Annotated in this window: 25 protein-coding genes; 6 read left to right on the top strand and 19 right to left on the bottom strand. The window is 66.8% G+C overall.

Going from position 1 to position 26,470, the window contains the following annotated elements:
* Positions 1-40 precede the first annotated feature (40 nt).
* The 3 genes from MRS60_RS08800 to MRS60_RS08790 all read left to right on the top strand — a co-directional run bounded on the left by MRS60_RS08800 (position 41) and on the right by MRS60_RS08790 (position 1,738).
* Entirely contained in the window at positions 41-367 is a 327-nt protein-coding gene (locus MRS60_RS08800) for a DUF4148 domain-containing protein (protein ID WP_243564548.1), read from the top strand.
* Positions 368-441: 74 nt separating this feature from the next.
* The gene (locus MRS60_RS08795) at positions 442-774 is read left to right on the top strand and encodes a DUF4148 domain-containing protein (protein ID WP_243564547.1); all 333 of its coding nucleotides are present in this window, start codon (positions 442-444) and stop codon (positions 772-774) included.
* Positions 775-1,021: 247 nt separating this feature from the next.
* Positions 1,022-1,738 (top strand): GNAT family N-acetyltransferase, encoded by a 717-nt coding sequence (locus MRS60_RS08790; RefSeq protein ID WP_243565613.1) that lies wholly within the window; start codon positions 1,022-1,024, stop codon positions 1,736-1,738.
* 48 nt (positions 1,739-1,786) lie between these two features.
* Here the strand turns inward: MRS60_RS08790 and MRS60_RS08785 are convergent, their stop codons facing one another.
* The 5 genes from MRS60_RS08785 to MRS60_RS08770 all read right to left on the bottom strand — a co-directional run bounded on the left by MRS60_RS08785 (position 1,787) and on the right by MRS60_RS08770 (position 5,113).
* Entirely contained in the window at positions 1,787-2,242 is a 456-nt protein-coding gene (locus MRS60_RS08785) for a MarR family winged helix-turn-helix transcriptional regulator (protein WP_034184210.1), read from the bottom strand.
* Between the two features lie 128 nt (positions 2,243-2,370).
* Positions 2,371-2,499: a hypothetical protein gene (locus MRS60_RS34940; protein ID WP_256260697.1), complete on the bottom strand. Its 129-nt coding sequence runs from the start codon at positions 2,497-2,499 to the stop codon at positions 2,371-2,373.
* Positions 2,496-2,867: a GFA family protein gene (locus tag MRS60_RS08780; protein ID WP_243564546.1), complete on the bottom strand. Its 372-nt coding sequence runs from the start codon at positions 2,865-2,867 to the stop codon at positions 2,496-2,498. Before MRS60_RS08780 ends, MRS60_RS34940 begins: the two co-directional genes overlap by 4 nt.
* Before the next feature lie 185 nt (positions 2,868-3,052).
* A complete protein-coding gene (locus MRS60_RS08775; protein WP_243565612.1) occupies positions 3,053-4,153 on the bottom strand; it encodes an NAD(P)H-dependent flavin oxidoreductase in 1,101 nt (366 codons plus the stop codon).
* A gap of 78 nt (positions 4,154-4,231) precedes the next feature.
* Positions 4,232-5,113, bottom strand: coding sequence for a LysR substrate-binding domain-containing protein (locus MRS60_RS08770; protein WP_217589600.1), 882 nt, complete (start codon positions 5,111-5,113; stop codon positions 4,232-4,234).
* On the opposite strand from MRS60_RS08770, the gene MRS60_RS08765 reads away from it, so the two are divergent.
* Together MRS60_RS08765 and MRS60_RS08760 are read left to right on the top strand one after the other, a co-directional pair.
* Positions 5,099-6,280 (top strand): alpha/beta fold hydrolase, encoded by a 1,182-nt coding sequence (locus MRS60_RS08765; RefSeq protein ID WP_243564545.1) that lies wholly within the window; start codon positions 5,099-5,101, stop codon positions 6,278-6,280. The two genes, MRS60_RS08770 and MRS60_RS08765, sit on opposite strands and share 15 nt — an antisense overlap.
* Positions 6,281-6,697: 417 nt before the next feature.
* Positions 6,698-8,161 carry an MFS transporter gene (locus MRS60_RS08760; protein ID WP_034184206.1) on the top strand — a complete coding sequence of 488 codons (1,464 nt, stop codon included), beginning with the start codon at positions 6,698-6,700 and terminating at the stop codon, positions 8,159-8,161.
* Positions 8,162-8,233: 72 nt separating this feature from the next.
* Here the strand turns inward: MRS60_RS08760 and MRS60_RS08755 are convergent, their stop codons facing one another.
* The 5 genes from MRS60_RS08755 to MRS60_RS08735 form a co-directional block, all read right to left on the bottom strand.
* The gene (locus MRS60_RS08755) at positions 8,234-9,127 is read right to left on the bottom strand and encodes a LysR family transcriptional regulator (protein ID WP_096470941.1); all 894 of its coding nucleotides are present in this window, start codon (positions 9,125-9,127) and stop codon (positions 8,234-8,236) included.
* 95 nt (positions 9,128-9,222) lie between these two features.
* Positions 9,223-10,050, bottom strand: coding sequence for an alpha/beta hydrolase (locus MRS60_RS08750; protein WP_243564544.1), 828 nt, complete (start codon positions 10,048-10,050; stop codon positions 9,223-9,225).
* A 253-nt stretch (positions 10,051-10,303) separates the two neighbouring features.
* Positions 10,304-10,687 (bottom strand): VOC family protein, encoded by a 384-nt coding sequence (locus tag MRS60_RS08745; protein ID WP_111017055.1) that lies wholly within the window; start codon positions 10,685-10,687, stop codon positions 10,304-10,306.
* Positions 10,688-10,711: 24 nt separating this feature from the next.
* Positions 10,712-11,674, bottom strand: a complete 963-nt coding sequence (locus MRS60_RS08740) for a hydroxymethylglutaryl-CoA lyase (RefSeq protein ID WP_243564543.1) — start codon at positions 11,672-11,674, stop codon at positions 10,712-10,714.
* A gap of 29 nt (positions 11,675-11,703) precedes the next feature.
* Positions 11,704-12,894: a CaiB/BaiF CoA transferase family protein gene (locus MRS60_RS08735; RefSeq protein WP_243564542.1), complete on the bottom strand. Its 1,191-nt coding sequence runs from the start codon at positions 12,892-12,894 to the stop codon at positions 11,704-11,706.
* Positions 12,895-13,171: 277 nt separating this feature from the next.
* On the opposite strand from MRS60_RS08735, the gene MRS60_RS08730 reads away from it, so the two are divergent.
* Positions 13,172-14,137, top strand: coding sequence for a D-2-hydroxyacid dehydrogenase (locus MRS60_RS08730; RefSeq protein ID WP_243564541.1), 966 nt, complete (start codon positions 13,172-13,174; stop codon positions 14,135-14,137).
* A gap of 276 nt (positions 14,138-14,413) precedes the next feature.
* On the opposite strand, the gene MRS60_RS08725 is transcribed toward MRS60_RS08730, so the two are convergent.
* The 9 genes from MRS60_RS08725 to MRS60_RS08685 all read right to left on the bottom strand — a co-directional run bounded on the left by MRS60_RS08725 (position 14,414) and on the right by MRS60_RS08685 (position 26,468).
* On the bottom strand, positions 14,414-14,626 hold the full coding sequence (locus MRS60_RS08725) for a hypothetical protein (RefSeq protein WP_006497261.1): 213 nt from the start codon (positions 14,624-14,626) through the stop codon (positions 14,414-14,416).
* A 166-nt stretch (positions 14,627-14,792) separates the two neighbouring features.
* Positions 14,793-17,375 carry an EAL domain-containing protein gene (locus MRS60_RS08720; protein ID WP_034184200.1) on the bottom strand — a complete coding sequence of 861 codons (2,583 nt, stop codon included), beginning with the start codon at positions 17,373-17,375 and terminating at the stop codon, positions 14,793-14,795.
* A gap of 58 nt (positions 17,376-17,433) precedes the next feature.
* On the bottom strand, positions 17,434-21,126 hold the full coding sequence (locus MRS60_RS08715) for a response regulator (RefSeq protein ID WP_243564540.1): 3,693 nt from the start codon (positions 21,124-21,126) through the stop codon (positions 17,434-17,436).
* 45 nt (positions 21,127-21,171) lie between these two features.
* A complete protein-coding gene (locus tag MRS60_RS08710; RefSeq protein ID WP_063835078.1) occupies positions 21,172-22,305 on the bottom strand; it encodes an ABC transporter substrate-binding protein in 1,134 nt (377 codons plus the stop codon).
* 393 nt (positions 22,306-22,698) lie between these two features.
* Positions 22,699-23,007, bottom strand: a complete 309-nt coding sequence (locus tag MRS60_RS08705) for a hypothetical protein (RefSeq protein WP_152603996.1) — start codon at positions 23,005-23,007, stop codon at positions 22,699-22,701.
* Positions 22,970-23,407, bottom strand: a complete 438-nt coding sequence (locus tag MRS60_RS08700) for a hypothetical protein (RefSeq protein WP_034184197.1) — start codon at positions 23,405-23,407, stop codon at positions 22,970-22,972. Before MRS60_RS08700 ends, MRS60_RS08705 begins: the two co-directional genes overlap by 38 nt.
* Before the next feature lie 151 nt (positions 23,408-23,558).
* Positions 23,559-24,482, bottom strand: a complete 924-nt coding sequence (locus tag MRS60_RS08695; RefSeq protein WP_243564539.1) for an ABC transporter permease — start codon at positions 24,480-24,482, stop codon at positions 23,559-23,561.
* Entirely contained in the window at positions 24,482-25,351 is an 870-nt protein-coding gene (locus tag MRS60_RS08690; protein ID WP_034184195.1) for an ABC transporter permease, read from the bottom strand. The genes MRS60_RS08695 and MRS60_RS08690 overlap by 1 nt, the downstream gene beginning before the upstream one ends.
* Before the next feature lie 37 nt (positions 25,352-25,388).
* Entirely contained in the window at positions 25,389-26,468 is a 1,080-nt protein-coding gene (locus MRS60_RS08685) for an ABC transporter ATP-binding protein (RefSeq protein ID WP_217589615.1), read from the bottom strand.
* Between the last annotated feature and the right edge of the window lie 2 nt (positions 26,469-26,470).

Raw genomic sequence — 26,470 nt, 5'->3', positions numbered from 1 at the left:
TGACCCCTGAATTCTTTTTATTCCTGTTCCGAGGTGAATGATGAAAACCCAACTGATCGCTGCCGTTCTCGTGGCCGTTTCGGCCGCCGTTGCCGTCCCGGCGTTTGCCGATGAAGCCGTCGTGTCCCGCGCGCAGGTGCGTGCCGAACTCGTGCAGCTCGAACAAGCCGGCTATCGGCCGGGACGCGCGAACGATCCGCACTATCCGGACGACCTGCAGGCCGCACTGACACGCGTTCACGCAAACGACGCCGTGACGGCCGATGCATCGGCATCCGGTTACGGCCGCGAAGCCGTCGCCGCCACGCAGTCGGGCAGCCGGCCCGCGACGCGCATCGCCGAGCGCTCGATCTACTTCGGTCATTGAACGAAACCGCGAACGGCGCCGGTTGCCGGCGTGCGGCGCGCAACCGCTGAATTCCTTTTTTCTTGTCGAGGTGAATGATGAAAACCCAACTGATTGCCGCCCTCCTCGTTGCCGTGTCGGCCGCCGTCGTCGCGCCGGCGAATGCCAGCGAAAGTACCGTGACGCGTGCGCAGGTGCGTGCGGAACTGGCCGCGTTGCAGCAGGCCGGCTACCTGCCGAACCGCCCCAACGATCCGAACTACCCGGACAATCTCCAGGCGGCGCTGAGCCGGATTCGCGATAACGGCGTAGCCGCAGCCGATACGATGGCGTCCGGTTACGGCAACGACGCGGATGGCGCGACAACGCAGTCCGGCAGCCGCAGCGCGGTTCGCACGGCCGAGCGCTCGATTTATTTCGGTCATTGAGCATTGCACGACGGAATCGGCCGTCCACGTCCGCCACATAAGGCGCATGCGATTTAATCGCGTGCGCTTTTCTATTTGGGGCGCCCTGATTTGCATCGACGTCTTCCGGTTATGGATTCGTCGAGAACGAAGAAGGCCAGCGCACGCGCGTCAGGCCAATGACGCGATCCATGTCGTTGCGGGGCTACCTGCCCGGCCGATCCGGTCTATTCTGTGCGGCACGAAATCTTCAATCGAGGAGCAGCCGATGCCGGAAGCCACGACCGGAAACACGACAGGCGGCGCACACCCGCTCGACCATGTCGTCTGGAACGCGCTCACGGGAAAACAGCGCCGCTTTGCGCTCGGCAGCGACCGCGCGCGGCGGTTTCCCGCGGCCATTGCGCCGTTCGCCGCGATCGCCGACGCGAGCCCGACATCGTTCGACGCGTTGCGCGAACTGATCGCCGCGCACGGGCCGGCGGCGCTGGTCACGCCGGACGAGATCCGGCCGCCGGCGGGATTGTCGGTGCTCCGGCGCGCGACGTTGCTTCAAATGATCTGGCAACGGACACCCGATCCGGCGCATGCATCGGAGCATGTCGCGCTCGCCGAAGCCGACGTGCCGGACATGCTCGCGCTGACCACGGCCGCGCAGCCCGGCCCGTTCGGCCCGCGCACGATCGAGCTTGGCGACTATATCGGCGTACGCAGCGAAGGCCGGCTGGCGGCGATGGCCGGCGAGCGGATGCAGGTCGACGGGTATACCGAGATCAGCGCCGTCTGCGTGGATGCCGCGTTTCGGCGGCAAGGGCTTGCGGCACGGTTGATCCGGTCGTTGATTGCGGCGATCGGTGCGCGCGCGGAAACACCGTTCCTGCACGTCCTCACGTCAAACGAGGTCGCGATCGAACGCTATCTCGCGCTTGGTTTTGTCGTCCGTCGCGAAATGAACCTGCTGGTGCTGGGCGACGAACACGCATGACGAAGCGGCCGACGCGATACGCGCGTCGGCCGCTTGTTGCCAGTGTGTTTAGTCTTCGGTCGACCGGATCAGGTTGCCGCGCAGCGTGACGATCGCCTTCTGCACCTTCGCGAATTCGTCCGGCTTCAACCCGGTGGCTTCGACCAGGTTCATGTCGAGCCCCTTCTCGCGCACGCGCCGGCCGCTCTTCGTCAGGCTGACGAGCACCTGGCGCTCGTCCGACGGATCGCGGTGCCGCTCCAGGTAACCCATCGCCTCGAGCTTCTTCAGGATCGGCGTCAGCGTATTGGATTCGAGGAACAGCTTCTCGCCGAGCTGGCCGACCGTCTGGTTGTCCTGCTCCCACAGCGCAATGATCGTGATGTATTGCGTATAGGTGAGGCCGAGCTCGTCGAGGATCGGCTTGTACGCCTTGCCGAACGCGAGGTTCGCCGAGTAGATCGCAAAACACAGGAACTCGGACAGCTTCGGCGCGGCGGGCGATGGTGCTTCGGTCGGTTTCATGAACTTCCTCCAGCGACGCGAACGGCCGCAGATAGACGCATTATATATCGCGTGCGATCTTATCGGAAGCATGATAAATCGGTGTCGATGAAGCGACGGGATGGTGCAACGCGGCCGGATCGCCGCCGTCAGTCCTGCCTGCGGCGCTTGCCGGATTGCAACCGGCTTTCCGACAGCAGCGAGCATTGCACCGGATGCGCGATTTCGGTCGCGAGCCCGCCTGCGGCAAACAGCAGGATCATCAGCCAGCGTTTCATGCGTCCTCCACGACCGACAGGCTCGCGCCGTTTGCGACGGTTGCGTCGAGCGCATACGGATCGACGCCGTCGAGGCAGCCGAGATTGACGCGCCAGCATGCGGGGTCCATGCGTGTCTGATGGAACGGATAGACGCCGCAACGGCTGCAGAAATAGTGGCGGGCCGTGTGCGTGTTGAAGCTGTAGCACGTCAGTGCGCCCTCGCCTTCGACGATCTTCAGGTGGTCAGCGGGAAACATCGGGCTCATCAGCGCGCCGCGGCGACGGCACAGGCTGCAGTTGCAGCGAACCGCCGGCGCAATGGCCGCTTTCACTTCGAATTTGACGGCCCCGCAATGGCAGGACCCTTTGAACCAGGTTGCAGACATGATGTGCTCTCTAAGAAGTCATGCCTGCTTTATAGCGGACGCCCGAACCTGCTTTGTATCGCTCTGTATCCGCGGTTCGCGCAGATACAGAGCATTGCAAATCGATGGCAGACGGAACACGTTCGGCGCGGCGATCTGAAGCACGGATCGCCGGCACGTGCGGGCGGCTTGCCGGCCGAACGCGATCAGTCCAGCGCGTGCTGCAGGCGCTCGATCGCGGCCCGCGTTTCGCGCTCGAGCGTCGCGAACAGCTCGGCGGCCGGCAGCGAGCGGACGAGCGGCGCCGCCTGCCCGGCCCACTGCGCGCCGTAGCCGAATTCGCCCTGCGCCTTCGCGGCCGCATGCAGCGCCTTGCCCGCGTCGTACGCGATCGGATACGCGGGCGTGGCCGGCGCGTGCGGGTCGTCGCCGAGCGCGGTCAGCCGGTTCGCGATACCGCGCGCGAGCCGGCCCGAGATCGCGGACGTAAACGTCGTGCGGCGCGCCGCGTCGCCGAGGATCGCGCGGCGATAACCGTCGTCGATCGACGTCTCCGGGCAGGCGACGAACGCGGTGCCGAGCTGCGCGGCCTGCGCGCCGAGCGCCAGCGCGGCGGCGATGCCTTCGCCGTCCATGATGCCGCCGGCAGCGATCACGGGCAGCGCGCATTCGCGCACGATCAGGCGCGTCAGCGCGAACGTGCCGAGGCGGTCGTCGTGGGCGGTCGAATCGAACACGCCGCGGTGCCCGCCGGCTTCAATGCCCTGCGCGACGATCGCGTCGATGCCGGCGGCGGCGATCTGCCGCGCTTCGTCGAGATTCGTCGCGGTCGCGAACAGCGTGATGCCCGCGCGCTTCAGCGCGGCGATCACGTCCGCGGACGGCAGCCCGAAATGGAAGCTGACGACGGCCGGCTTTTCTTCGGCGAGCATCGCCTGCATTGCGTCGTCCGCGACGAAGCTCGTATAGATCTCCGACAGCGATGCGGGCGGCGTTGCACCGTATGCGCGGAACGCCGGCGCGAGCCAGTCGAGCCACGCGCGTTCGACGGCCGCGTCGGCGCGGGCCGGACGATGGCAGAACACGTTGATGTTGAACGGCCGGTCGGTGAGCGCGCGCGTGTCGCGGATCATCTTGCGCGCGCCGTCGGCGTTCGTCGCGCCGACGCCGAGCGAGCCGAGCCCGCCCGCGTTCGACACGGCGGCGGCCAGCGCCGGCGTGCTGACGCCGGCCATCGGCGCCTGGACGATCGGTGTGCGAATGCCGAGCGTGCGCAACAGCGTCCGGTTATCGGTCGGGTGATTCATGTCGGTCAGGGGTGCGCTCAAGAAGCGGATTTTTACGTACGTTAAGGGATCGTTCTGCCATTCGCCGATGGTCCAATCCTATTTACCTTGTGCTTCCACGAACAGTTGCCATACTTTTCTGACCAGACGAGAAGTCTGGTCGCGTCTCGTCACCATGGACAGCGGCCATTTCGGCATCGCTGCATCGCAAATATGCGCAAACCGCACACCAGTGAACTGAAGTCGCTTTGTCGAAGCCGGCAGAATTGTCGCGCCGAGTTTCGCCGAGACGAGCGACAACATGGTTAAAGCACGGTTGGCTTCGGCAGCGATTCTGACTTCGAGTCCCGCCGTGGCAAATACTTCCAGAATCTGAGCGTGAAGTACGGGGCCCTGTCGAGCGGGAAAGAGAATCAACCCCTGTTCGGCAATTTCCGTTAACGTGATATCGCCGGTCGCGCCGTCGTCGAACAGAACGGCCATGCTGATTTCAGCGGGGAAATCGTGAACTACCAGAGCGTTCCTGGTGCTGAATGGCGGATGGGCGAATCCGATATCAATAACCCCGCCTGCCAAGGCCTCGAGCTGATCATTAGTCGAGAGTTCCTTCAGATCAGGGTGGATCGCTGGATATTGTGCCTTCAAGGCCAGCAATCGCTGCGGTAAGTGCTGATAGAGCGCGGCCGAATCGAAGCCGATCCGGATCACCCCAGCTTCTCCGAGCGATGCCGATCGCGCGAAGGCGGCTGCGCATTCTGCATGATGGACAGACGCTTGGGCTTCCTCACGAAAAGCCATACCGGCCGCGGTCAGGCTCAAACGCCGATGAGCCCGGACGAAGAGCGGAACTCCGAGCTCCTTTTCGAGGCGCGCGATCGATTGGCTGAGCGGTGGTTGTGCCATTCCGAGGCTCTGGGCGGCACGCCCCATGTGCAACTCTGCCGCGACAGCAAGAAAGTGGCGCAGATGACGAAGTTCCATATCACCACGATATCAAAAAACCTCACCAGCAGCATGGATGCGTTACTAATCTGGCCAGACAATGGAGCTGACTCCCTTTACCTGGAAACGTCCGTGCGCCACTCTCAAATTGCCTTCGCTACGCTGCTCAGTCTGTCTGCCCTGTCGTCACACCAGACGTATGCGGAGATCATTCGTCGGGACTACACGATTCCGGGCGAAGATGGCCTACACATTTTCGTACGAGAAATTCGTGATACTCGGGCATGTTCGGATCGCGGCCCGATGCTCCTGGTCAACGGCGGCCGGCCGGGCGTATTAGCGAGTTGGGACGTCAATGCGCCCAGCTCGTCAACGGCGGAGGAACTCGCAAAAGCGGGACATCGCCTGTATCTGATGGATGTACGCGGGTTCGGGAGATCAGATTTTCCTGCGGAATTGAAAGGCGGACAGTTCGCCGCCCCGCCTGCAGTCCGGTCCAACGAAGCGGTGCGCGATATTGCCGCTGTGGTAAAGGACATCAAACGCCGAAATCCGGGCGAGACGCGCCTGGCAGCGATGGGCTGGGCGACCGGGTCTCAATGGCTTGGACACTATGCATCCCTTTATCCCGACAGCATCACGTACCTGGTTTATTACAACGGTGCATACGGCGGTCCGCCGGGTGGATGGAGCCTGCAGGCGGAATTTGGCGATCCACAGCATCCGGCGGAGCTGAATCGCAAGCACTACGGCGCATACCAGTTGTCGACCGCCGATGCACTCGCCGGCCGCTGGCGCAACGATGGGATCGATCCAGCTTTTCTCACGCGCTATGTTGCACTGGCCATGGAAGGGGATCCAACTGCAGATACGCGTACACCCGCGAGCTTTAGGTATCCCACCGGACCATTTGCCGATACCTTGTTGATGGTTAACGGCCGACAGATTTTCGACGCTTCATTTATTCGCTCTCATGTCTTGATTCTGCGATCAGGAAATGATTTTTGGTCGCGATCTGCCGATGCCCAAACATTATTGGCATATCTGATCAATGCGGCGTCAGCTCAATTTATCGAGCTCGCCGGAGCCTCCCATTATGCCAATCTCCAGCCGGGACCGGACAGGGAAAAATTTCTCCGAACTGTACTCGCCTTTACAGAGCCCATGGCGAAGATGCGTCAGGATGGCGCTATCGGATGTTCTTGACGAAGTGGCGTCATACGCGTTTTTGCGGCGTCTCCGCCTTGAACCGCCGCAGCGGCCGGAATCGTCCGTTAGCAACACGTAACGCGCCTCATGGTTTTCCCGGCCCGCCCGGTTGCAAGGGAGCGGCCCGGATCCGGTGCGCAACCGCGCGCCGCGCAGGCCGCACCGGCCTTCCCTCGCGAATGACGCCCGCCGCGCGTACGTACCCTTTCTGAGCGGGAAAGGACGCTTGAAACATCCGCAATTATCGCGTGCCGCCGATTCGCCCACCATGTGTCGGACGATCGGTGCGGCCCGCGCAGCCGGCCCTTTCATGGGCGTTGCGGTGCGTGCCGCCCTATCGTGCGGCCGGACGCATCATGCCGGCCGCGAACGGCCGGGCCGCGCGCCACGGCATATCGATAATCAGGAGACACGATGAACAGCCAATCCCTCGATCTGGGCGGCAACGCGGGCGGCCCCGCGTCCGCACGGCCGCCGGCCGCTTCCGCCGGCGTCGGCGCCGATGCGGCGGCCCTCCCCGCGCGCCGCGTCACGCTCGGCGATTTCATGGACGACCTGCCGGTCGGTGCATTGCACCGGTTCGTCGTGTGGGTGATCGGCATCGGACTGTTCTTCGACATGTACGAGATCTTCCTCGTCAGCACGATCGGCTCGGCGTTGCAGAACGAATACGGGTTGAGCCGGCAGAGCACCGATTTCAAGCTGCTGCTGGCATCGGCATTCATCGGGATGTTCGTCGGCGCGATGTGCCTCGGCAGCCTCGCCGACCGCATCGGCCGGCGCAAGGCGTTCCTGCTGACGCTCGTGTGGTACAGCGCGTTCTCGCTGGTCGGCGCGTTCTCGGTGAATGCCGACATGCTCGTCGCGTGCCGCTTCCTGACCGGCATCGGCGTCGGCGCGATCTATCCGGTCGCCGACAGCTTCCTGTCCGAAATCCTGCCGAAGGAAAAGCGCGGGCGGCTCGCCGCGTGGGCCTATACGACTTCCTATGTCGCGGTGCCGCTCGTCGGCTTCCTCGCGCTGTGGCTGAACCCGCTGCATGTGGCCGGCGTCGCCGGCTGGCGCATCATCCTCGCGATCGGCAGCCTCGGCGCCGTGTACGTGCTGCTCGTCCAGCACCGTCTGCCGGAGAGCCCGCGCTGGCTGCTCGCGCAAGGCCGCACCGCCGACGCGCACGCGGCGCTGCGGCGCTTTGCGGAAGGCACCGGCGTGCGCGTGCCCGAGCACTTCGCGGAATCGGCCGAGCCGCAACGGCCGCTCGGGCTCGGCGAGCGCATCGCGCTGCTGCGTCGCGAGCCCTACGGCGCGCGCTACCTGATGCTCGCGATCTTTCACCTGTTCCAGGGCTTCGGCTATTACGGCTTCGGCACGCTGGCCGGCACGGTCGTGAAAAGCCGCGGCTTCGACGTGACGGACAGCACGCTGTTCATCGCGCTGTCGTTCGTCGGTTATCCGATCGGCTCGCTGCTGTCGATCCCGCTGCTCAACTGGATCGAACGCCGCACGCTCGTGATCGCGTCGATCCTGTCGATCGCCGTATTCGGGCTGTGCTTCGCGTACTCGGGCAATACCGCGCTGATCGTCGGCTTCGGATTGCTGACGACCTGCGCGTCGAACGTGTTCAGCAACGCGTATCACGTGTACCAGGCCGAGATTTTCCCGGCACGCGTGCGCTCGACGGCAATCGGCAGCACATACTCGCTGTCGCGCATCGTCAGCGGCGCGCTGCCGTTCGTGCTGCTGCCGGTGCTCGGCAGCTACGGCGCGGGCGCGATGTTCGGCGTGATCTCGGTCGCGCTCGGCATCGTCGCCATCACGCTGCGCGTGCTCGGGCCGCTGACCACGCGGCGCAGCCAGGACGAAATCAATCCGGTGTAATCGAGTGGTGTAATGCGGCGACCGGCACGGGGCGCACGCACGCGTGCCCCGTGCGTCGCCGTTTCGACGCAGTCAGCGCGCCGACATGAAATCGAACAGCTTCGCGATGTCGGTGGTCAGCACGGTGCCGGCCTTCACGCCGACCCACAGCGTGCGCGTCGCCCACGCGTCGTCGAGCTTCACGACCCCGAGCCGCGCGGCGCGCTCGCCGGTCACCGCATCGCGCGGCAGCACGCCGATGCCGAGCCCGGCCTCGATCATCCGGCTCACGCCGTCGAAATTCGATACCTGGATCCGCACTTTCAGCGAGCGCTCGGCCGCGAACGCGGCATCGGTCATGCGCGCGAGCAGCGAACTGCCGTCGCTCAGGCCGACGTAATCCTCGTCGAGCGTATCCGCGAAGCGGATGCTGTCGCGTGCGGCGAAGCGATGCGCGCGCGGCACGAGCAGCACGAGCTCGTCGCGCCGGTACAGCCGCCGTTCGATGCCGGGCGCCGGCACGTTGTCGGCGAACACGCCGAGATCGGCCTTGCCGGACCCGAGCGCATCGACGATCTCGTGGCTCAGCCGCTCCTCGAGACTCACCTTGATGCCCGGGTTGTCGGTGAGGAACGCGGCAAGATCCGCGGGCAGGAACTGGACGATCGCGGACGTATTGGTCCACACGTGGATATGGCCGCGCACGCCGGCAACGTAGTCGCTCATCTCGTGCGCCATCCGGTTGACCTGCTCGATCACCTTCGCCGCATGGTCGAGCAGCGCACGGCCCGCGGGCGTCAACTCGACGCCGCGCGCATGCCGGACGAACAGTGCGCTGCCGGTCACGCTTTCGAGTTCGGCGATGCGCTTGCTGACCGCGGACAGCGTGAGCTGGCCGTGTTCGGCCGCCTTCGTCAGGCTGCCGTGTTCGGCGACGAGCGCGAACACGCGCAGCGACTGCAGATCGAAATGAAGCGGGTTCACCATGTCGTGGATCCTGGGAAGGCCGTACGGCGCGCGCCATCGTCGCGGCGGCCTGACGCCGATCATACGCCCGGCCGTGCGCGCGCGATATCGCTCGGCTAGCGCGGCGCGAGCGCCTGCAACGCGGCGAGCATTGCACCGTTCGGCTTCGCGAGATCGTCGAGCACCGCGAAGTGCTGCATGCCGGGCAACCAGGTGCGCGCGATCCGTTCGCCGGCCGCTTCGCACGCCGACGCGTATTCATGCGCTTGCCGGATGAGTTCGGGCAGTTCGGCGTCGCCGACCGCGACGACCGTCGGCGCGCCGGGCCCGATGTGACGCAGCGGGCTGTACGCGTCGACCTCTTGCGCGGTGAGCTGCAGCTTGTCGTTCAGGCAGCACAGCGAGATCGGTTCGAGATCGACGAGCGGGCTGATCGCGAGCGCTGAAACAACGGCCCGATGCGCGCGATGCACGGCAGTCAGGTGGCCGCCCGCAGAATGGCCGCTCAGGTGGATCGGCCGCCGCGCGGTGCCGAGGCCGTCGGGATCGTTCGCAAGATGATCGAGCAGCGCGCCGATCTCGCCGACGATGTCGGTCATCGTCGCGACCGGCGCGAGCGTGTATTCGGCGAGCACGACGTCGAAGCCGCGTGCGAGCGGGCCGCTCGCCGCGTATGCGAAATCCTCTTTCGTGCAGTGTTGCCAGTAGCCGCCATGAATGAACACGAACAGCGGCGCGTCGGGCTGCCCGCACGGCAGCCAGTCGAAGCGCTGCGCCGGTTGCGCGCCGTAACGCAGGTCGCGGCGGCCGGGTGTCGCGTCGTACAGCGCCGCGCTACGCGCCTGGCACGACGCGAGCAATGCCGGGAAATCGGGAACAGCCTTCGTGTTCAGGTAGGCGGCGTCGAGCGCCGCGCGGTCCATGCCGCGATAGAGAATCGTCATTCGGGGAGTGTCCGGGGCAGGTTGCGGAGGTGCGGGGCAGGTTCGTCATGCCCGCTGCGAAGGCGTCGGCCGGACCGACGCGTTCTTACCATTATCCGCAGCGCGGCCGGGTGCGGCTATCCGGAATCGGCGGGTGCGGCGCGGGCCTGTCCGCTTTCGGCGAAAGACTGCGACGCCGCGCGCATCGTGCCGGTGCTTTCGCGACCGGACTGATCGATGCGCCGAAGCGGCGCGTCAGGCCGGCCGCTGCCGGTCAGATCAACTCGGATATCTCGATCAGGTTCAGGTCGGGGTCGCGCACGTAGACCGAACGAATCTTCTGCGTCGCACCCGTGCGTTCGACGGGCCCTTCGACGATCGGCCATTCGACGCGCTTCAGGTGCGCGATCACGTCGTCGAGCGGCACCGCCGCGATGAAGCACAGGTCGAGCGCGCCGGGCACCGGCACATGCGCTTTCGGTTCGAACTCCGCGCCGCGCACGTGCAGGTTGATCTTCTGGTTGCCGAAGCGGAACGCGAGCCGGCCGGCACCGAAGGTTTCGAGCTGCATCTGCAGTACCTCCGTGTAGAAATGCTTCGTCCTGTCGGGATCGACGCAGGTCAGCACGAGATGGTCGAGGTGATCGATCAGCGCCATGGGATTCGCTCCTGTTTTTCCTGTTCATGAGAATGCGCGCTGCGCAGGCATGTCGCCGGCGTCGGCGTGCGGTGGCGGATGAAGATCCGAGCGGCGCCCGGCCTTCAGGATCTGGCTCGGCACGTCATGCCCGATCAACGCGGGCAGCCGTGCCGACGCAGCGAGGACGGCCGCGAGGTCGATGCCCGTATCGTAGCCGTCCAGTTCGAGCATGTGCACGAGTTCCTCGGTGCACGCGTTGCCGGTCGCGCCCGGCGCGTACGGGCAGCCGCCGAGCCCGCCGAGCGACGCGTCGAAGCGGTCGATGCCCGCGTCGAGCGCCGCGAGCGTATTCGCGAGCGCCATCCCGCGCGTGTTGTGGAAATGCAGCGTGAGCTGCAGCGCGCCGAAGCGCTCGCGTGCGCGCCCGGACAAATCGCGCACCTGCGACGGAAACGCCATGCCCGTCGTGTCGCACAGCGTGAAGCCGTGCGTGCCGAGATCCGCGAAGCGCTGCATCCATGCGAGCACGACTTCGGCCGGCACGTCGCCTTCCATCGGGCAGCCCATCGCGGTCGACAGCGACACGTTGATCGCGACACCCGAGCCGCGCACCGCGTCGATCACGTCGCGCAGCTGCGCGAACGACTGCTCGCGCGTCATCCGCAGGTTCGCGCGGTTGTGGCTCTCGCTGATCGACATCACGAGGTTCACTTCGTCGACGCCGCACGACAGCGCGCGCTCGGCGCCGCGCACGTTCGGCACGAGCACCGTATAGACGACGCCCGGCGCGCGCGCGATGCCGTGCATCACGGCCTCCGCGTCGCGCAATGCGGGGATCGCCTTCGGCGACGTGAACGACGTGACTTCGATCTTCGCGTAGCCGCATGCGCTCAATGCATCGACGAGCGCGATCTTGTCGTCGGTATCGACGAATGCCGCTTCGTTCTGGAAACCGTCGCGCGTCGCGACTTCGTGGATGTAGAGCCGTTTGTGTCGAGTGCTCATGATGTCGCCTCTTGTCTCCCGTTGACGGTTCAGATCACGCCGCGCGTGCGCCAGTCGCCGCGCGTCGCGGCATCGATGCCGATCGATTCGAGTACCGCATCGGTATCCGCGCCGAGCGCGGGCGCCGCGCGTTCGATGCGCCCGGGCGTCGCGCCGAGTTTCGGCACGATGCCCGGCACCTGCACGGGCGTGCCGTCGGGCAGCGCGGCGTCGACGATCATGTCGCGCGCGCGGTAATGCGGATCGGCCGCGATGTCGGCGACGTCGTAGATGCGCCCGGACGGGATACGCGCGTCGTTCAGCGCGGCCAGCACGTCGTCGAGGTCGTGGCGCGCGCTCCACGCGCCGATCGCCGCGTCGATGCGTTCGACCTGCACGACGCGGCCGTCGTTGTGCGCGAGCGCGGGATCGTTGCCGAGATCGGGCCGCCCGATCAGCTCCATCAGCCGACGGAAGATGCTGTCGCCGTTGCCGGCGATCAGCGCGTACCGGCCGTCGCGGCAGCGGTATGCGTTGGTCGGCGCGATGCCGGGCAGGCTGCTGCCGGCCGCCTCGCGCACCGCGCCGAACGCCGAGTATTCGGGCAGCAGGCTTTCCATCATGTTGAACACCGATTCGTACAGCGCGACGTCGACGACCTGCCCGTTGCCGCCCTGCTGTTCGCGATGCCGCAGCGCGAGCAGCACGCCGATCACGCCATGCAGCGCCGACAGCGAATCGCCGAGCGAGATGCCGACGCGCACCGGCGTGCGGCCGGGCTCGCCGGTCAGGTGCCGCAGGCCGCCCATCGCTTCGGCGATCACGCCGAAGCCGGGGCGGTCGCGGTACGGGCCCGTTTGCCCGAAGCCCGACACGCGCAGCATCACGAGCCCCGGATTGATCGCGGACAGCGCGTCCCAGCCGAGCCCCCAGCCTTCGAGCGTGCCGGGCCGGAAGTTCTCGATCAGCACGTCGGTCTCGGCGACGAGCCTGCGCACGACGTCCTGCCCTTCGGGCGTGCGCAGGTCGAGCGTGAGCGAGGTCTTGTTGCGCGACTGCGCGGCCCACCAGACCGACGTGCCGTCGTGCAGCAGCCGCCATTTGCGCAGCGGGTCGCCGAGGCCGGGCGGCTCGATCTTGATCACGTCCGCGCCGAATTCGGCGAGCATCCGGCCCGCGAACGGCCCGGCGATCAGTTGGCCGAGTTCCAGCACGCGGATGCCGTCCAGGGGGCGCGTCATGGCTGTCTCCGATGAAATCGTGTTGTCGATGACGGCGATCATGACGGCGTTCGCGCACCGCGAAAATCGATCGATGCTCAACCAGCCTTTCCGAAACGGAAAGGCGCTCGCCGGGGCGATGGCCGGGTCCGACCTCATGCGCGGTGCGCCGGCCTTTCCGTGCAGGAAAGCACGCTCGCACAACGGTCAAACGACGCCGCGCGCGCCGCCGGCAGAATCGAAGCCGTTGCGCGCCCGCCGGGCGCCTGTCACCCCGTCACCGTCAGCGAGACCCGCCATGTTTTCCGTTTCCTCACCCGCGAAGATCGTGTTTCTCGACCGCGCGACGCTGTCGCCGCAAACCGTGCTGAAGCCGTTCCCGTTTCCGCACGTGTTGCATGCGTTCGACCAGACGAGCGCGCACGAAATCGCGCCGCGCATTGCCGACGCGGACATCGTCGTGACCAACAAGGTGCGGCTCGACGCGGCGACACTCGCCGGTGCGCGGCGCGTGCGAATGATCGCGATCGCCGCGACCGGTACCGACATCGTCGATCTCGACGCGTGCGCGTCACGCGGGATCGTCGTGAGCAACATACGCGGGTATGCGGTCCGTACGGTGCCCGAGCATACGTTCGCGCTGATCTTCGCGCTGCGCCGCAGCCTCGTGGCTTACCGCGACGCGGTGCGCGCCGGGCGTTGGCTCGACAGCGGGCAGTTCTGCTTCTTCGATCATCCGATCCGCGACCTGGCCGGCTCGACGCTCGGGATCGTCGGCGACGGCGTGCTCGGGCGCGCGGTGGCCGGTATCGCGCGTGCGCTCGACATGCGCGTGCTGTTCGCGGCGCACGGCGATGCTGCCGGCGACGGCTACGCGCCGCTCGACACGCTGCTGCGCGACAGCGACGTGATCACGCTGCACTGCCCGCTCACGCCCGCGACGCGGCACCTGATCGATGCGGCCGCGTTCGCGCGGATGGCGCGCCGGCCGCTGCTGATCAATACCGCACGCGGCGGCCTCGTGGACGAAAACGCGCTCGTCGATGCATTGCAGTCGGGGCAGATCGCGGGCGCAGGGTTCGATGTAGTCACGCAGGAGCCGCTGCCGGCCGTGCATCCGTTCCACGCGATCCTGTCGCATCCGGCGTTCATCCTGACACCGCACGTCGCATGGGCGAGCGACGAGGCGATGCAGGCGCTCGCCGATCAGCTCGTCGACAACGTCGCCGCGTTTGCGGGCGGCGAGCCGCGGCATGTCGTGTGATTCGTGCCGCAGCGGCACATCGATTCACGCGCGCAAACAGAACGGCCCCGCTCGATTGCTCGAAGCGGGGCCGACTGAATGAGGGGCTGCTTACGCCAGCGACTCGGCACGTGACGGGTCGTGCATCCGCCCTGTCTTGCGGCCGGTTTCTGAATTCCTGACGGGTGCTACTTCAAGGAATCCAGACCGCCAACGCTGTAGGGCCAGTCTGAAACTGAACGGGGCGAGTCATGAAAAACGTCCGGTCCGGCTGCCGCGCACCGCCCGACGCAAATTTCAGTAAGCGGACATCTCGACGCAAGGGTCGACCTTGGACGGCGAGCAGATGACCGAATACTTGGCGCTCTCGCGCATCAGCGCTTCGCCTTCGTGCAGCGCGATCTTGATCTCGGGGTGACGCTCGTACGCGAGGAATGCCGAGCACACGACCGCGGACATTACGACGAGGGAAAACACAAACTTTTCAAGGGTTTGGAAACGTTCTGGCATGGTTCGACCTTTCTCTCAGCCAGCGATTATACCTTGAGATAAGGGTTTTCCCTATATCGCCAGCCGCATGCCGGGGATCGCCGCAATCCTTCCCCTTTTTGTCGTCGTTTCGCCCGCCCGTTCGCGCCCGGGCACCCGGCCGGACGCGCGACCGTCGCAGCGTCGCTCACGCGCGATCGCGAGGGTCGGCCGCTTCGACGGGCCTGACGGAGGACGGACGCATGCCGATGCGGGCGGCGTCGACGCCGATCCGGTTGTGCAACGTGCTGCGCTCGAATCGCTTGAACGACTCGGCGATGTGCTGGCGCAGCAGCGCGACGTCCCACGGTTTGATCAGCAGCTTCTGGACCGATCCGTCGCCGGGCGTGGCGGCGATCGACTGCCCTTCGCCATAGCCTGACAGCAGGATCCGCACGATGTCCGGATAAAGCGCCTTGACGCGCTGCAACAGGTCGATCCCGGACAGGCTCGGCATGCGGAAGTCCGACACGATCACGCCGACGCGATGTTGCGCGAGCAGGTCGAGCGCTTCGGCGGGATCGGTCGTGCCGAGCACCTCGTAGCCGTCGCGGCCCAGCGCCTGCCTGAGCGTCTGCAGGACGGCCGGGTCGTGGTCGACCAGCAGCAGCGTCCGGTGCAGCAGCTCGCGCTGCCGGCAATGCTCGGGAAGCTCCGAGCCGGCGGAGAGCATGTCGGCGATTTCCGCACCGGTGACCGGATGGCTGAAGTAATAGCCCTGCATCGCATGGCAGCGGTGCCGGTTCAGGAACGAAAGCTGCGCTTCCGTCTCCACGCCCTCGGCCACCGTCTCCATGTGCAGCGACTCCGCCATCGCGATGATCGAGCGCGTCAGCGACGCGCCTTCCGCGCTCGTGGTGACGTCGCTCAGGAACGACTTGTCGATCTTCACGACATCGATGGGCAGGTCCTTCAGGTAGGACAGGCTGGAATAGCCGGTGCCGAAGTCGTCCAGCGACAGCACGACGCCGAGCGCCTTCAGTTCGCGCAGCGTGTGCGCGATCGCATTGCGGTCCTGCATCAGCACGCTTTCGGTCAGTTCGAGTTCGAGCCAGGCCGGTTCCAGGCCGGTATCCCGCAGCGCCCTGTGCACCACGTCGGCCATGTTCTGCTGCCGGAACTGGCGCGCCGACAGGTTGACGGCGATCCGTAGCGGCGGATGCCCGTCCTGACACCACGCAACGGCCTGCGCGCAGGCCGTGCGCAACACCCATTCGCCGATCGGCAGAATCAGCCCGGTTTCCTCGGCGATCGGGATGAAGCGGTCGGGCGGAATCACGCCGATGCCGGGGCGGCGCCAGCGAATCAGCGCCTCGACGCCGCTGATCTGGCCGGTCTTCAGATCGACCTTCGGCTGGTAGTACAGCTCCAGTTCGCCGTTCGCGACGGCCTCGTGCAGCGCGTTTTCGAGTTCGGCCTGTTCTTCCACGCGGGCGCCCAGCTCATGCGTGTAGAAGCTGTAGCCGTTTCGCCCGCGCTCCTTCGCGCAATACAGCGCGGCGTCGGCCGTCTTCAGCAGCGTCTCCGCGTCGGCGCCGTCGGTCGGGCAGACGCTGACGCCGATGCTCGTCGTCACGTGCAGGTCGTGTCCGTCGAGCATGAACGGCGCGCCGAAGGTGTTCAGGACCTTGCGTGCGACCGCGTCCGCATCCGTTGCGCTCGACAGGTTGACCAGCATCACGACGAACTCGTCGCCGCCGAGCCGCGCGACCGTGTCGCCGTCGCGCACGGACGCCTTGAGCCGGGCCGAGACGGCTCGCAGCAGGCCGTCGCCGACCGAATGGCCGAAGGTGTCGTTGATGTGCTTGAAGCGGTCCAGGTCGAGCACCATCACCGCGATCAGGTGTCCGGTGCGCCGCGCATGCGACATCGCCTGCTCCATGCGGTCGCTCAGCAGGTTGCGATTGGGCAGGCCGGTCAGCGCATCGTGGTTGGCGAGGTATTCGATGCGCCCCTGCTGCATCTTGCGCTCGGTGATGTCCTGCACGATGCCGCGCAGGATGATCGCGTGGTTCAGGTCGCGCCCCGCCTCCGCCTGGTGCAGCACGTGGCGCTCGCTGCCGTCCGGGTGAATCAGCCGGTGCTCGAGCGAGAACGGGGCGCCCTCGGTGCGCAGGCTCGTGAACGACTGGATCAAAAGCGGCTGCTCGTCGACCGGAACGGCTTGCAGCAGCCGATCGAAGGTCGGCGGCGTGCGTTCGGGGTCGAGCCCGAGGATCCGGAACAGCTCCGGCGACCAGCTGCCGTCGGTCCGGCCGGCCTGATACTCCCAGTTGCCCAGATGCGCGAGCGCCTGTGCATGCGTCAGGCTGATCTCGGTGGTCGCGAGCTTTTCGAGCGTCGCGGCGGCGCGCAGCAGGTAGCGGATCCGGTAGCCGAGCAGTTTCCAGCGCATCGGCTTGGAGACGAAATCGGTCGCGCCGGCGTCGAAGGCACTGGCGATCGATGCATCGTCGTCGTTGCCCGTGAGCATCACGATCGGCACGCGGCGGCCTTCCGGCAGCGCGCGCAGCCGGCGGCAGCACGCGAAGCCGTCGCCGCCGGGCATCTCGACGTCGAGCAGCACCACGGCGGGACGATGACGCAGGAACGCGTCGATGCCCTCCTGCGGCCCGGTCGCTTCCTCGACGCGAAAACCCTCCGGTTCGAGGGTCTCCACGACCAGCAGGCGCGTCATCGCATCGTCATCGACGATCAGAATCACCGGCGCATCGGCATTTTCCTCGTTCACGTCCGTTCTCCTGTTTTTCGGCCGGCCGCGATCGCCACCGCGATCGTCCGGCGGCCGCTCAATCCTCCACCATGCGTTCCGCCGTCAATGCGGCCTGCGCGTGCCCGAATTCGGCGTCCGTGCCGGCGACGAGGCCGGCTGCCGCGGCGACGTCGGCGGCGCGCGCCAGCTGCTCGATCGCCTTGCAGCGGGCCGACAGCACGTGCGCGCCGACGTTCGCACTGCTCGATTTCAGCGTATGGGCGGCCAGCCTCAGCGCATCGGCATCGCCCGTTTCGACGGCCGCGCGCATGTCGCGGATCAGCCGCGGCGCATCCAGCGTGAACTGATCGATGATGCGGGTCAGGATATCGGGGCGGCCCGGCCGCTGGAGCGCGCGCAATGCGTCGAGCGCCTTGCGGTCGATCACGTTCGCGTCGCCGTCCGGATCGGCGATGGCTGCCGCGCCCGCTTCGGTGCCCGCTTCGACACCCGCCCGGGTTCCCGCGTCGCCGCTCGCGATGGCCGGCCCGGACGCCGCGCCGCGGGCATGGCGCGCGAGCATCTGCAGCAGCGCATCGCGACGGAACGGTTTTCCCAGGTAGTCGTCCATGCCGGCGGCCAGGCAGCGCTCGCGGTCGCCGCTGAGCGCATTGGCCGTCAACGCAATGACCGGCAGACGCGGTGCGCCGGCTTCCGCTTCGTGCCGGCGCAGCAGCCGCGTCGCTTCGAAGCCGTCCAGCACCGGCATCTGGCAATCCATCAGGACCACGTCGAACGCGTCGTCGGCCAGCATCTTCAGCGCCCGCCGGCCGTCTTCGGCCACGGCCACCCGATAGCCGGTGTCCTCCAGCATCGCCAGCGCGATCTGCTGGTTGACCACGTTGTCCTCGACCAGCAGCACGCGCGCCGATCCGGCGTCGGGCGGCGGCGCCGCGTCCGGCCCGGCTTCGTCGGCCACCGGCGCGGCCAACGGCAGCGGCGGTGGCCTCATACGCATCGCCGACGCGATGGCCGTATAAAGCTCCGCGCCATGGAGCGGCTTCGTCAGCCGGGCGTCGATGTCGAGTTCGCGCGCGACCTGGATGCTGTCCATCATCTCGAACGCGGTCAGCGTGACGATCCTGAGCGCACGCAGCGACGCGTCGTGGCGGATGTGCTGCACGAGCGAGATGCCGTCCATGCCCGGCATCCGCACGTCGACGATGGCCAGATCGAACGGCGCCCCGTCGGCGACGGCCGCCCGCAACTGCGACAGCGCATCGTCGCCGCCGATGGCCGTTGCGACGCACAGCTGCCATTCGATCGCATGTTCGACGAGCACGCTGCGATCGGTCTCGCTGTCGTCCACGATCAGCACCTTCAATCCGGCCAGCGACGACCTTGCGCCCGCCGCGACGTCGACCACGCCCGACACCGGCTCGAGCCGCGCGGTCACGGTGAACACCGAGCCCTTGCCGGGCGTCGATTCGAGCGTGAGCGTGCCGCCCATCATCTCGGCCAGCTGGCGGGAAATCACGAGCCCCAGCCCGGTTCCGCCGTATTTGCGCGCGGTCGAGCTGTCGGCCTGCTGGAACGGTCGGAACAACTGTTCGGCCACGTCAGGCGCGATGCCGATGCCGCTGTCGGCGATCGCGAACACGACGTGGCCGTCGTCCGTATACGACACGGCCAGCTCGACCTGCCCGTGCTCGGTGAACTTGATCGCATTGCCGATCAGGTTCGTCAGGATCTGGCGCAGCCGGACCGGGTCGCCGCGCATCCATTGCGGCACGGTATCCGCCTTGCGGAACACCAGCGCAAGCTCCTTGCGCCGCGCATTGGGTTCCAGCAGCGCGACGACGTCGTCGAGCAATTGATGCAGGTTGAAATCGATGCGCTCCAGCGTCAGCTTGCCGGCCTCGATCTTCGAAAAATCGAGTATGTCGTCGATGATGATCAGCAGCGTCTGACCGGATCGATACACGGTGTCGACGAACTTGCGCTGCTTCGACGTCAGGCGCGTGCGTTGCAGCAGTTCGGTCATGCCCAGCACGCCGTTCATCGGCGTGCGGATCTCGTGACTCATCCTCGCGAGAAATTCCGATTTCGCCGAATTCGCGGTTTCGGCCGCGGCGATTGCCGCCTGCAGGTCGATGTCGCGACGTTCGATTTCGTCGAGCATCGTATTGAAGCCGGCGATCAGCGTCGCGACTTCGTCGCGGCCCTTGTGGGACATGCGCAGCGACAGGTCGCTGCCGCTGCGGATGCGGGCCATGGTGCGCGTCAGATTCCCCAGCGGGCGGGAGATCGACGTGCCCAGGCGATGACTGATCACGAGGCTGCCGATCGCGAGCAAATACGACACGGCGACGATCATCGCGATGGCGCTCGTCACCGCGCGGTTGACCTGCGACACGATGCTGCGCTGCTGCAGATCGACGCGCACGGCCTCCTGTTCCGTATAGGCCGCGAGGCGATTCGCGGTCGTCTCCACGTCCGCGATGATGCGCTGCATGCTCGCGTCGTTGGACAACATGTTCGACCGCACCGCGAAGATGCGGCGTGCGGATCCGGCCAGTTCCGCGGCCAGCGGAACCGCATCCTGCGCGCGGCTCGACTCGCGCTGCCCGCTCGCGACGAGCGCATCGCGCAGCGCGCCCGCGGCGGCGGCGAGCTTGCCGATATTCTCCCGTGCGTCGGCGTCGGCACGCTTCAGATGTTCCGTGCTTTTGCTTTGCGCGACCATGCGAAGGTCGGCCGCCAGTTCCTTGATGCCGCCGTTGACGACGGTCGACAGGTACCTGATCCGGGTCGCTTGCCGCTGGAACGCGATCGTTTCGTCGAGACGCTGTCGCGCCTTGACGATCCGCAGCGCAAACGGGTCGGCGATTTCCGCCAGCTTCGTGTCGAGCGCATCGAGGGACTGCAGGACCTTGTCCTCCCTCGCGTGGTAGCGCGTCGCGACGGACGGCTCCGTGAACATCCTGCCGCGCAGCGCGATCAGGCTGTCGTTGCCGTCGAGGATGTCGGCCGCGACGCGCCCGAGCGCATTCGCGACGTCCTGCGTCGTGGCGGCCTCGAGGTTCGGCGCCGCGATCGCCAGCGCATTGCGCGCCCCGCCGATGGCCGCCTGCATGCGCTCCCGCAGCGGAGCGAGCCGGTATCGGCTCGGCGCGGCGTCGACGTGATCGGCAACGCTGACGATGTCCTTGACGTTCATGCGAACCTGGTCGAGCGCATGAATCGTCCGGTTGTAGGCGGTGTTGGCCGCCAGCGCGTCGCTCACCGCCGCGCTGGCCTGGCTGTCCAGCCGTTCGGTTTCGGCACGGATCGTACTCAGAAATGCGTCGCCCCGTGCCTGGACGCGCTCGATCAGACGGCTTTCGTCACCCAGCCGTGCATCGTCGCGCAGACGCTGGCCGACGCCTTCGCTCATCGAGCGCAGCATCGTGCGCAGGTCGGCGGACGGCGCGTCGACGCCGTGCCCGTCGATCGCGCGCACGGCGGCCGTGATGGCGGCAATCCGCTGCAATTGCGTTTCGATCTCCGCCGTCGAGCGCTCCTGCTCGGACGCGTCCAGCGCCTGTTCGAGCCGGCCGAAATCCACCGCAAGCTCCGCATACGCGCGCTGGAGTTCGTTGCTGCGCACCTGCAGCGGCAGCGATTCCGTCGTCAGCGTGCTCACGCCGGACGCAATGCCGTGCACCGCGATCAGGCTGGTCGCGGAAATCGCCAGCGCACCCAGCAGCATCAGGCTGGTGCCGGTGACAAGCTTGGCCTTGATGTCCATGCAGCCTCCGGGATCGGGACGGCCCGCGCGCGGCCATCCGGCGGGTTATCTGGCCGGTGCGTCCACGGGCGTGATGCGGCCGTGCGCGATTTTCGACAGGAACACCGCATTCAGCGCCTGGTGATTGTCCGCGCCCAGATCGGCGACCAAGCCGCCCAGGTCGAGATGCCGGATCGACTCGAGCGCCTGCTTCAGCGCCGCCCGGGTCGGCGACGGGCCGGCGCGCTCGAGGCCGATCAGCATGATCTTCGCGTCGATGCAGCCCTCGATGTGCACCACGCCCGCGTGTTCTCCCGGAAAGCGCCGCTCGATCAGCCGTGCGCAGTCGCGGATCACGTCCCGGTCGTTCTGGGGAAGCGGCACGACCTGCGAGATCAGCGTGCCGTCCCCTTCGTCGCCGACCAGGCGCAGCAGGTCGTCGGTGCCGACGAACGATACCGATGCGAGCCGGGCCTTCAGGCCTTCGCGACGTGCCGCGCGAATGAACGCGGCAATCGGCGTATAGGGGCCGGCCATGACGACGACGTCCGGCTGGCCGTCCAGCAGCGATGCGAGGCCCGTGTCGACCGCCGTGGTCCCGCGGCGGAACGTGCCGGTCGCGACGACGTCCAGGCCATGGCGCTGCAGCGCCAGCCGCGTGCCCGCCAGCACCGCGAGCCCGAAGCCGTCGTCCTGATAGAACACCGCGAACCGTTTCGCGCCGTCGTGCGTGATGAAATGGTCGACCAGCGCGCGGGTCTCGTCTTCATAGCTGGCGCGGATGTTGAATACCTCCGGCACGACCGGCTTGCGCAGCGCCATCGCACCGGTGAACGGGCCGACGAGCGGAATGCCGGCTTCCCGGATGATCGGCAGCACCGCGGTGGTGGTCGGCGTGCCGACATAGCCGAACAGCGCGAACACGTTGCCCCGTTCGATCATCTCCAGCGTGCTGTCGACGGTCCTGTCGGGTTCGTAGCGATCGTCGCCGACCACGAGATCGATCTTCCTGCCATGCACGCCGCCGCGCGCGTTCACGTCGTCGAACACCGCCTGCGCGCCCGTCAGCAGCCCGCGCCCGAGGCCTGCCGAATTGCCCGATTGCGCGTTGACCATGCCGAGACGGATCGCGCCGTCGGTCACGCCGGGCTCCGCCGCGAAGCAGGCGCCGGCGTCGATCATCGCGGCAACGCAAGCCATCAGCGTCAGGGTCCGGCGCAACGTCGCGCGTCGCACGTGGGGACGGGCCGCGCAGTTGTGCTCAAGACCGACGGCAGGCGCGATCCATCCCGGGCCGCACCGGCTCGGGGATCGAACGATCGGCGCAAACGGCCGGCAATCGGCACAAGCAAGCGCGCGCAATACATGCGGAAACCGGGTAGCCGAACACATTCGTGCGACAGACACGCTATTGCCCATGCTTGGTTCCCCTCCGCCCCCGGTTTCTTGATCTGGTCATGCCCGCCGCATGCCGGATTACCGACGCGGCACGAGGCGATTAGTCATATATATAGGTTGCATCAAATGCGACTGCAAGCCGGAGGGCGATTAAACGCGGATTATCGACGGCATTGCGCTTCACGCGCGGGAACGCTATCGCACGGAGGCTGCATTGTGTTTTGCTTTCAGAATTTCGATTCGATTTTTAATTCGCCATTCTTTTTCTTGAATTCGATTATTCGAATCGCGATGAATGTGCGCGGCGGTGGCGCGATCCGGTCCCGATTCGAAAACGGAACCGGCCTCCCCGACCAGCAATACGTCGAAGAAGCTCGCCTGCACGGCGCGGATGTCCTGATCGTCGGATGGTAAAACCGGAATCCGCGGCGCGCCGGAACAGACGGTGAACGACGCCGCGGCGGCGTCACTTCGGCGCAGACGCGCCGCTGGCCGCGTCGCCATGCCAGGCCTTGCCGATCTGGTCGATCAGCGACTTCGCGGTGCCGGTCGCGAGCGCCGCGTCGACGCCCGACGTCTGCCACGAGCCGTCGGCGGCCTTCACGAAGGTCAGGTTCGCGCGCGACGGCGAGTAATCGGCATTGCGCCACGTGACGACGACGTCGCACGAATACGTGCGATCGCCGAGCTTCTTGCAGTCGCCGTCCGGCTTCGCCGACACGACATCGGCCGACACCGGCAGCGGCTGGCCGAACAGCGCGTTCAGGCCGCCGTGGTTTTCCGCTTCGAGTGCGCGGCGCACCGCGGCGTCGACGTCGTTCGATCCGGGACCGTCGTGGAGCAGGTTGCAGGCGGCCAGCAGCGTCGAGGCACAGCCGAGAGTCAGCAGCGTTTGAAACTTCATGGAGATCCGTCGTCGAGCAAATGTCGGGGGGCGAGCGGGAACACGTTCGCCGGGCCGGTATGCCGCGTAGTCTGCAACGTCCGCGTGTCGTTCGCGGTATCCATTTGTAACCAATTGCACGGACGCGATCGCCCCGCTGCTGCGCCCGTGCCTACTGCCGCTCCTGCTTCACGCGGCTGACGAGTTGCGTCGGGCTCACGAGCTGCAGCGCGATCACGACCCACACGAGCGTGATGGCCATGTAGATCATCGCCATCGCGTCGATCGACTGCGGCGCACGCACGCCGGTCGAGAACACCGCGTAATACAGCGCGACGACGAGCGTCTGCGTGCTCGGGCCCGCGGTGAAGAACGTCAGCTCGAACATCCCGATCGTGCGCACCAGCACGAGCAGCGCCGCCGCGAGCATGCCCGGCACGAGCAGCGGCAGCAGCACGTAGCGGAAATAGCGCCACGTATTCGCGCCGAAGATGCGTGCGGCGGCTTCGAGATTCGGGTCGATCTGTTCGATGAAAGGCGTCATCACGAGGATCACGAACGGCAGCGCCGGCACGAGGTTCGCGAGGATCACGCCCGGCAGCGTGCCCGCGAGCCCGACCTTGTACATCACGGTCGCCATCGGGATCCCGTACGTGACGGGCGGCACCATCAGCGGCAGCAGGAACACCAGCAGTGCGAAGCGCTTGCCGCGAAACTGCACGCGCGCAAGCGCATAGGCGGCCGGCACGCCGAGCGCGATCGACAACAGCACGACCGCGCCGACGACCTCGACGGTCACCCACAGCACGCTCGCGAGCTGGAAGTCCTGCCACGCCTTCGCATACCAGCGCAGCGTGAAGCCCTGCGGCAGCGGCGTGCCGAACCAGCGGGTCGCGACCGAGTTCACCGCGACGGTCGCGATCAGCAGCATCACGTTCAGCAGGAAGAACGCCATCAGCCCCCAGACGAGCGCCTTCCACGCACGGCCGGCGAGGTTGCTTCTCATCTTTTGCGGTTGCCTCGCATTGACGGGCCGTGCGTCGGGCGAACCCTGCTTCGGCGGCCAGGCCGGCGCGGCACGATTGTCGGTCGCCATCAGCCCTTGCCCCCCGTCACCGGCCCCGTATAGAAGAAACGGCGCGCGCCGAGCATCGATGCGACCACCAGCAACTGCACGAAGCCCATCACGATCGCGATCGCCGACGCGAGCGAATAGTCGTAGCTCTCGAACGCGGCCTCGGCCGCCGCGATCGAGATCACGCGCGTCGGCCCGGCCGGCGCGCCGAGCAGCACGGCCGACGGGAACACCGAGAACGCCTGCACGAACGACAGGCACGCGGCCATCGTGAGCCCCGGCACGAGCAGCGGCAGGTAGATCTGCCGGAACTGCTGCCACGGGTTCGCGCCGAGCGTCGCCGCCGCGCGCGCGAGCGTCGGATCGATGCCGCTGATGTACGACAGCATCAGCAGGAATGCGAACGGAAAGCCCGACACGATCAGCGACAGCAGCACGCCCCAGTAGTTGTGCGTGAGGCGCACTTCGTCCGTGTACAGGTGCAGCCCCTGGAGCGCCTGCGGGAACCAGCCGTTCGGTCCGAAGTACGTGAGCATCCCGTCGGCGACGAGCACCGTGCCGAGCGTGACGGGAATCACGAGCAGCGTCGTGACGAACTTCTGGTACGGCGAATGACGACGCAGCGCGAACGCGACGGGCACCGACACGCCGACGTTGAGCAGCGTGGCCGGCACCGCGAGCTTCAGCGTGACGAGCACGGTCGGCCACATCGCGGTATCGGTGAAGAACTGCACGTAGTTCGCGAGCGCGCCGCCGCCGTTCGTCGGCTGGAACGACAGCACGAGGCCGTACGCGAACGGATAGATGAACAGCGCGACGATGAATCCGAGCGCGGGCGTGACGAGCCAGGCCTTCGCGTCGCGCCGCGTGCCGACCGCTAGCGTGCTCATGCGGCCTCCCGGCGGGACAGCGCTGCGGTCGGGCCGCTCATGTCGCGTCTCCCGCATAGACGAGCGTGCGCGACGGCGCGACGCGCAGCCGCAACCGTTCGCCTTCCGCGAATTCGCCGGCGACGCGCGCCCAGATCGAACCGAACGGCGCGACCGCGCGGATCAGCGAATCGCGGCCGCCGTACTCGACCGTTTCGACCGTCGCATCGAATGCGTTGTCGCCGGCGTCGTCCGCGCGCTCGATGTCGTCGGGGCGCAGCGCGACCACGACGTCCTTCGCGTCGAAGCCGGCCATCGGCACGCCCGTCAGGCGCACGCCGCCGGCCGTGACGTTCACGCAGTCGCCGGCCATCCCTTCGAGCGTGAACGGCAGCACGTTGCGATAGCCCATGAAGCGCGCGACATGCAGGTTGTGCGGGCGCGTGTAGACATCCTTCGGCGACGCGACCTGTTGCACGACGCCCTCCTTCATCACGACGATGCGGTCGGCCATCGACAGCGCCTCGTCCTGGTCGTGCGTCACGTAGATCGTCGCGCGTTCGAGCTGCGTGTGGATACGGCGGATCTCCGCGCGCATCTCGATGCGCAGCTTCGTGTCGAGGTTCGACAGCGGCTCGTCCATCAGCACGAGCGGCGGCTCGATGACGATCGCGCGCGCGATCGCGACGCGCTGCTGCTGCCCGCCCGACAGCTGCCCGGGCAGCTTGCCCTCATGGCCGACGAGCTGCACGAGTTCGAGCGCCTGCTGCGCGCGCCGCCGCGTTTCCTGCTTCGCCATGCCGCGCATCTTGAGGCCGAAGCCGACGTTGTCGAGCACCGACATGTGCGGAAACAGCGCGTAGTTCTGGAACACCATGCCGAAGCCTCGGCGTTCGGGCGGCAGCACGTCGATGCGCGTGTCGTCGAGCCAGATGCCGCCGCTCGTGAGCGGCTGCAGCCCCGCGATGCAGTTCAGCGCGGTCGACTTGCCGCAGCCCGACGGGCCGAGCAGCGCGATGAACTCGCCGCGCCGGATCTCGAGGTCGAGCCCGTTCAGCGCGGCGACCTGCGCGCCCTCCGCATTGGTGAAGCTGCGGCACACGCCGTCGAGCCGCAAGCGTTCGAAACTGTGCTTCATTA

Origin of the sequence: Burkholderia pyrrocinia, from assembly GCF_022809715.1 — a bacterium.
GTDB lineage: Bacteria > Pseudomonadota > Gammaproteobacteria > Burkholderiales > Burkholderiaceae > Burkholderia > Burkholderia pyrrocinia_C.
This window is presented reverse-complemented; position numbering and strand designations above follow the sequence as displayed.

What these genes read in the sequence shown, in the direction of transcription:
- MRS60_RS08800 (WP_243564548.1), top strand. Translation starts at nt 41, where the DNA reads ATGAAAACCCAACTGATCGCTGCCGTTCTCGTGGCCGTTTCGGCCGCC.
- MRS60_RS08795 (WP_243564547.1), top strand. Translation starts at nt 442, where the DNA reads ATGATGAAAACCCAACTGATTGCCGCCCTCCTCGTTGCCGTGTCGGCC.
- MRS60_RS08790 (WP_243565613.1), top strand. Translation starts at nt 1,022, where the DNA reads ATGCCGGAAGCCACGACCGGAAACACGACAGGCGGCGCACACCCGCTC.
- MRS60_RS08785 (WP_034184210.1), bottom strand. Translation starts at nt 2,242, where the DNA reads ATGAAACCGACCGAAGCACCATCGCCCGCCGCGCCGAAGCTGTCCGAG.
- MRS60_RS34940 (WP_256260697.1), bottom strand. Translation starts at nt 2,499, where the DNA reads ATGAAACGCTGGCTGATGATCCTGCTGTTTGCCGCAGGCGGGCTCGCG.
- MRS60_RS08780 (WP_243564546.1), bottom strand. Translation starts at nt 2,867, where the DNA reads ATGTCTGCAACCTGGTTCAAAGGGTCCTGCCATTGCGGGGCCGTCAAA.
- MRS60_RS08775 (WP_243565612.1), bottom strand. Translation starts at nt 4,153, where the DNA reads ATGAATCACCCGACCGATAACCGGACGCTGTTGCGCACGCTCGGCATT.
- MRS60_RS08765 (WP_243564545.1), top strand. Translation starts at nt 5,099, where the DNA reads ATGACGAAGTTCCATATCACCACGATATCAAAAAACCTCACCAGCAGC.
- MRS60_RS08770 (WP_217589600.1), bottom strand. Translation starts at nt 5,113, where the DNA reads ATGGAACTTCGTCATCTGCGCCACTTTCTTGCTGTCGCGGCAGAGTTG.
- MRS60_RS08760 (WP_034184206.1), top strand. Translation starts at nt 6,698, where the DNA reads ATGAACAGCCAATCCCTCGATCTGGGCGGCAACGCGGGCGGCCCCGCG.
- MRS60_RS08755 (WP_096470941.1), bottom strand. Translation starts at nt 9,127, where the DNA reads ATGGTGAACCCGCTTCATTTCGATCTGCAGTCGCTGCGCGTGTTCGCG.
- MRS60_RS08750 (WP_243564544.1), bottom strand. Translation starts at nt 10,050, where the DNA reads ATGACGATTCTCTATCGCGGCATGGACCGCGCGGCGCTCGACGCCGCC.
- MRS60_RS08745 (WP_111017055.1), bottom strand. Translation starts at nt 10,687, where the DNA reads ATGGCGCTGATCGATCACCTCGACCATCTCGTGCTGACCTGCGTCGAT.
- MRS60_RS08740 (WP_243564543.1), bottom strand. Translation starts at nt 11,674, where the DNA reads ATGAGCACTCGACACAAACGGCTCTACATCCACGAAGTCGCGACGCGC.
- MRS60_RS08735 (WP_243564542.1), bottom strand. Translation starts at nt 12,894, where the DNA reads ATGACGCGCCCCCTGGACGGCATCCGCGTGCTGGAACTCGGCCAACTG.
- MRS60_RS08730 (WP_243564541.1), top strand. Translation starts at nt 13,172, where the DNA reads ATGTTTTCCGTTTCCTCACCCGCGAAGATCGTGTTTCTCGACCGCGCG.
- MRS60_RS08725 (WP_006497261.1), bottom strand. Translation starts at nt 14,626, where the DNA reads ATGCCAGAACGTTTCCAAACCCTTGAAAAGTTTGTGTTTTCCCTCGTC.
- MRS60_RS08715 (WP_243564540.1), bottom strand. Translation starts at nt 21,126, where the DNA reads ATGGACATCAAGGCCAAGCTTGTCACCGGCACCAGCCTGATGCTGCTG.
- MRS60_RS08710 (WP_063835078.1), bottom strand. Translation starts at nt 22,305, where the DNA reads ATGGCTTGCGTTGCCGCGATGATCGACGCCGGCGCCTGCTTCGCGGCG.
- MRS60_RS08705 (WP_152603996.1), bottom strand. Translation starts at nt 23,007, where the DNA reads ATGGCGACGCGGCCAGCGGCGCGTCTGCGCCGAAGTGACGCCGCCGCG.
- MRS60_RS08700 (WP_034184197.1), bottom strand. Translation starts at nt 23,407, where the DNA reads ATGAAGTTTCAAACGCTGCTGACTCTCGGCTGTGCCTCGACGCTGCTG.
- MRS60_RS08695 (WP_243564539.1), bottom strand. Translation starts at nt 24,482, where the DNA reads ATGGCGACCGACAATCGTGCCGCGCCGGCCTGGCCGCCGAAGCAGGGT.
- MRS60_RS08690 (WP_034184195.1), bottom strand. Translation starts at nt 25,351, where the DNA reads ATGAGCACGCTAGCGGTCGGCACGCGGCGCGACGCGAAGGCCTGGCTC.
- MRS60_RS08685 (WP_217589615.1), bottom strand. Translation starts at nt 26,468, where the DNA reads ATGAAGCACAGTTTCGAACGCTTGCGGCTCGACGGCGTGTGCCGCAGC.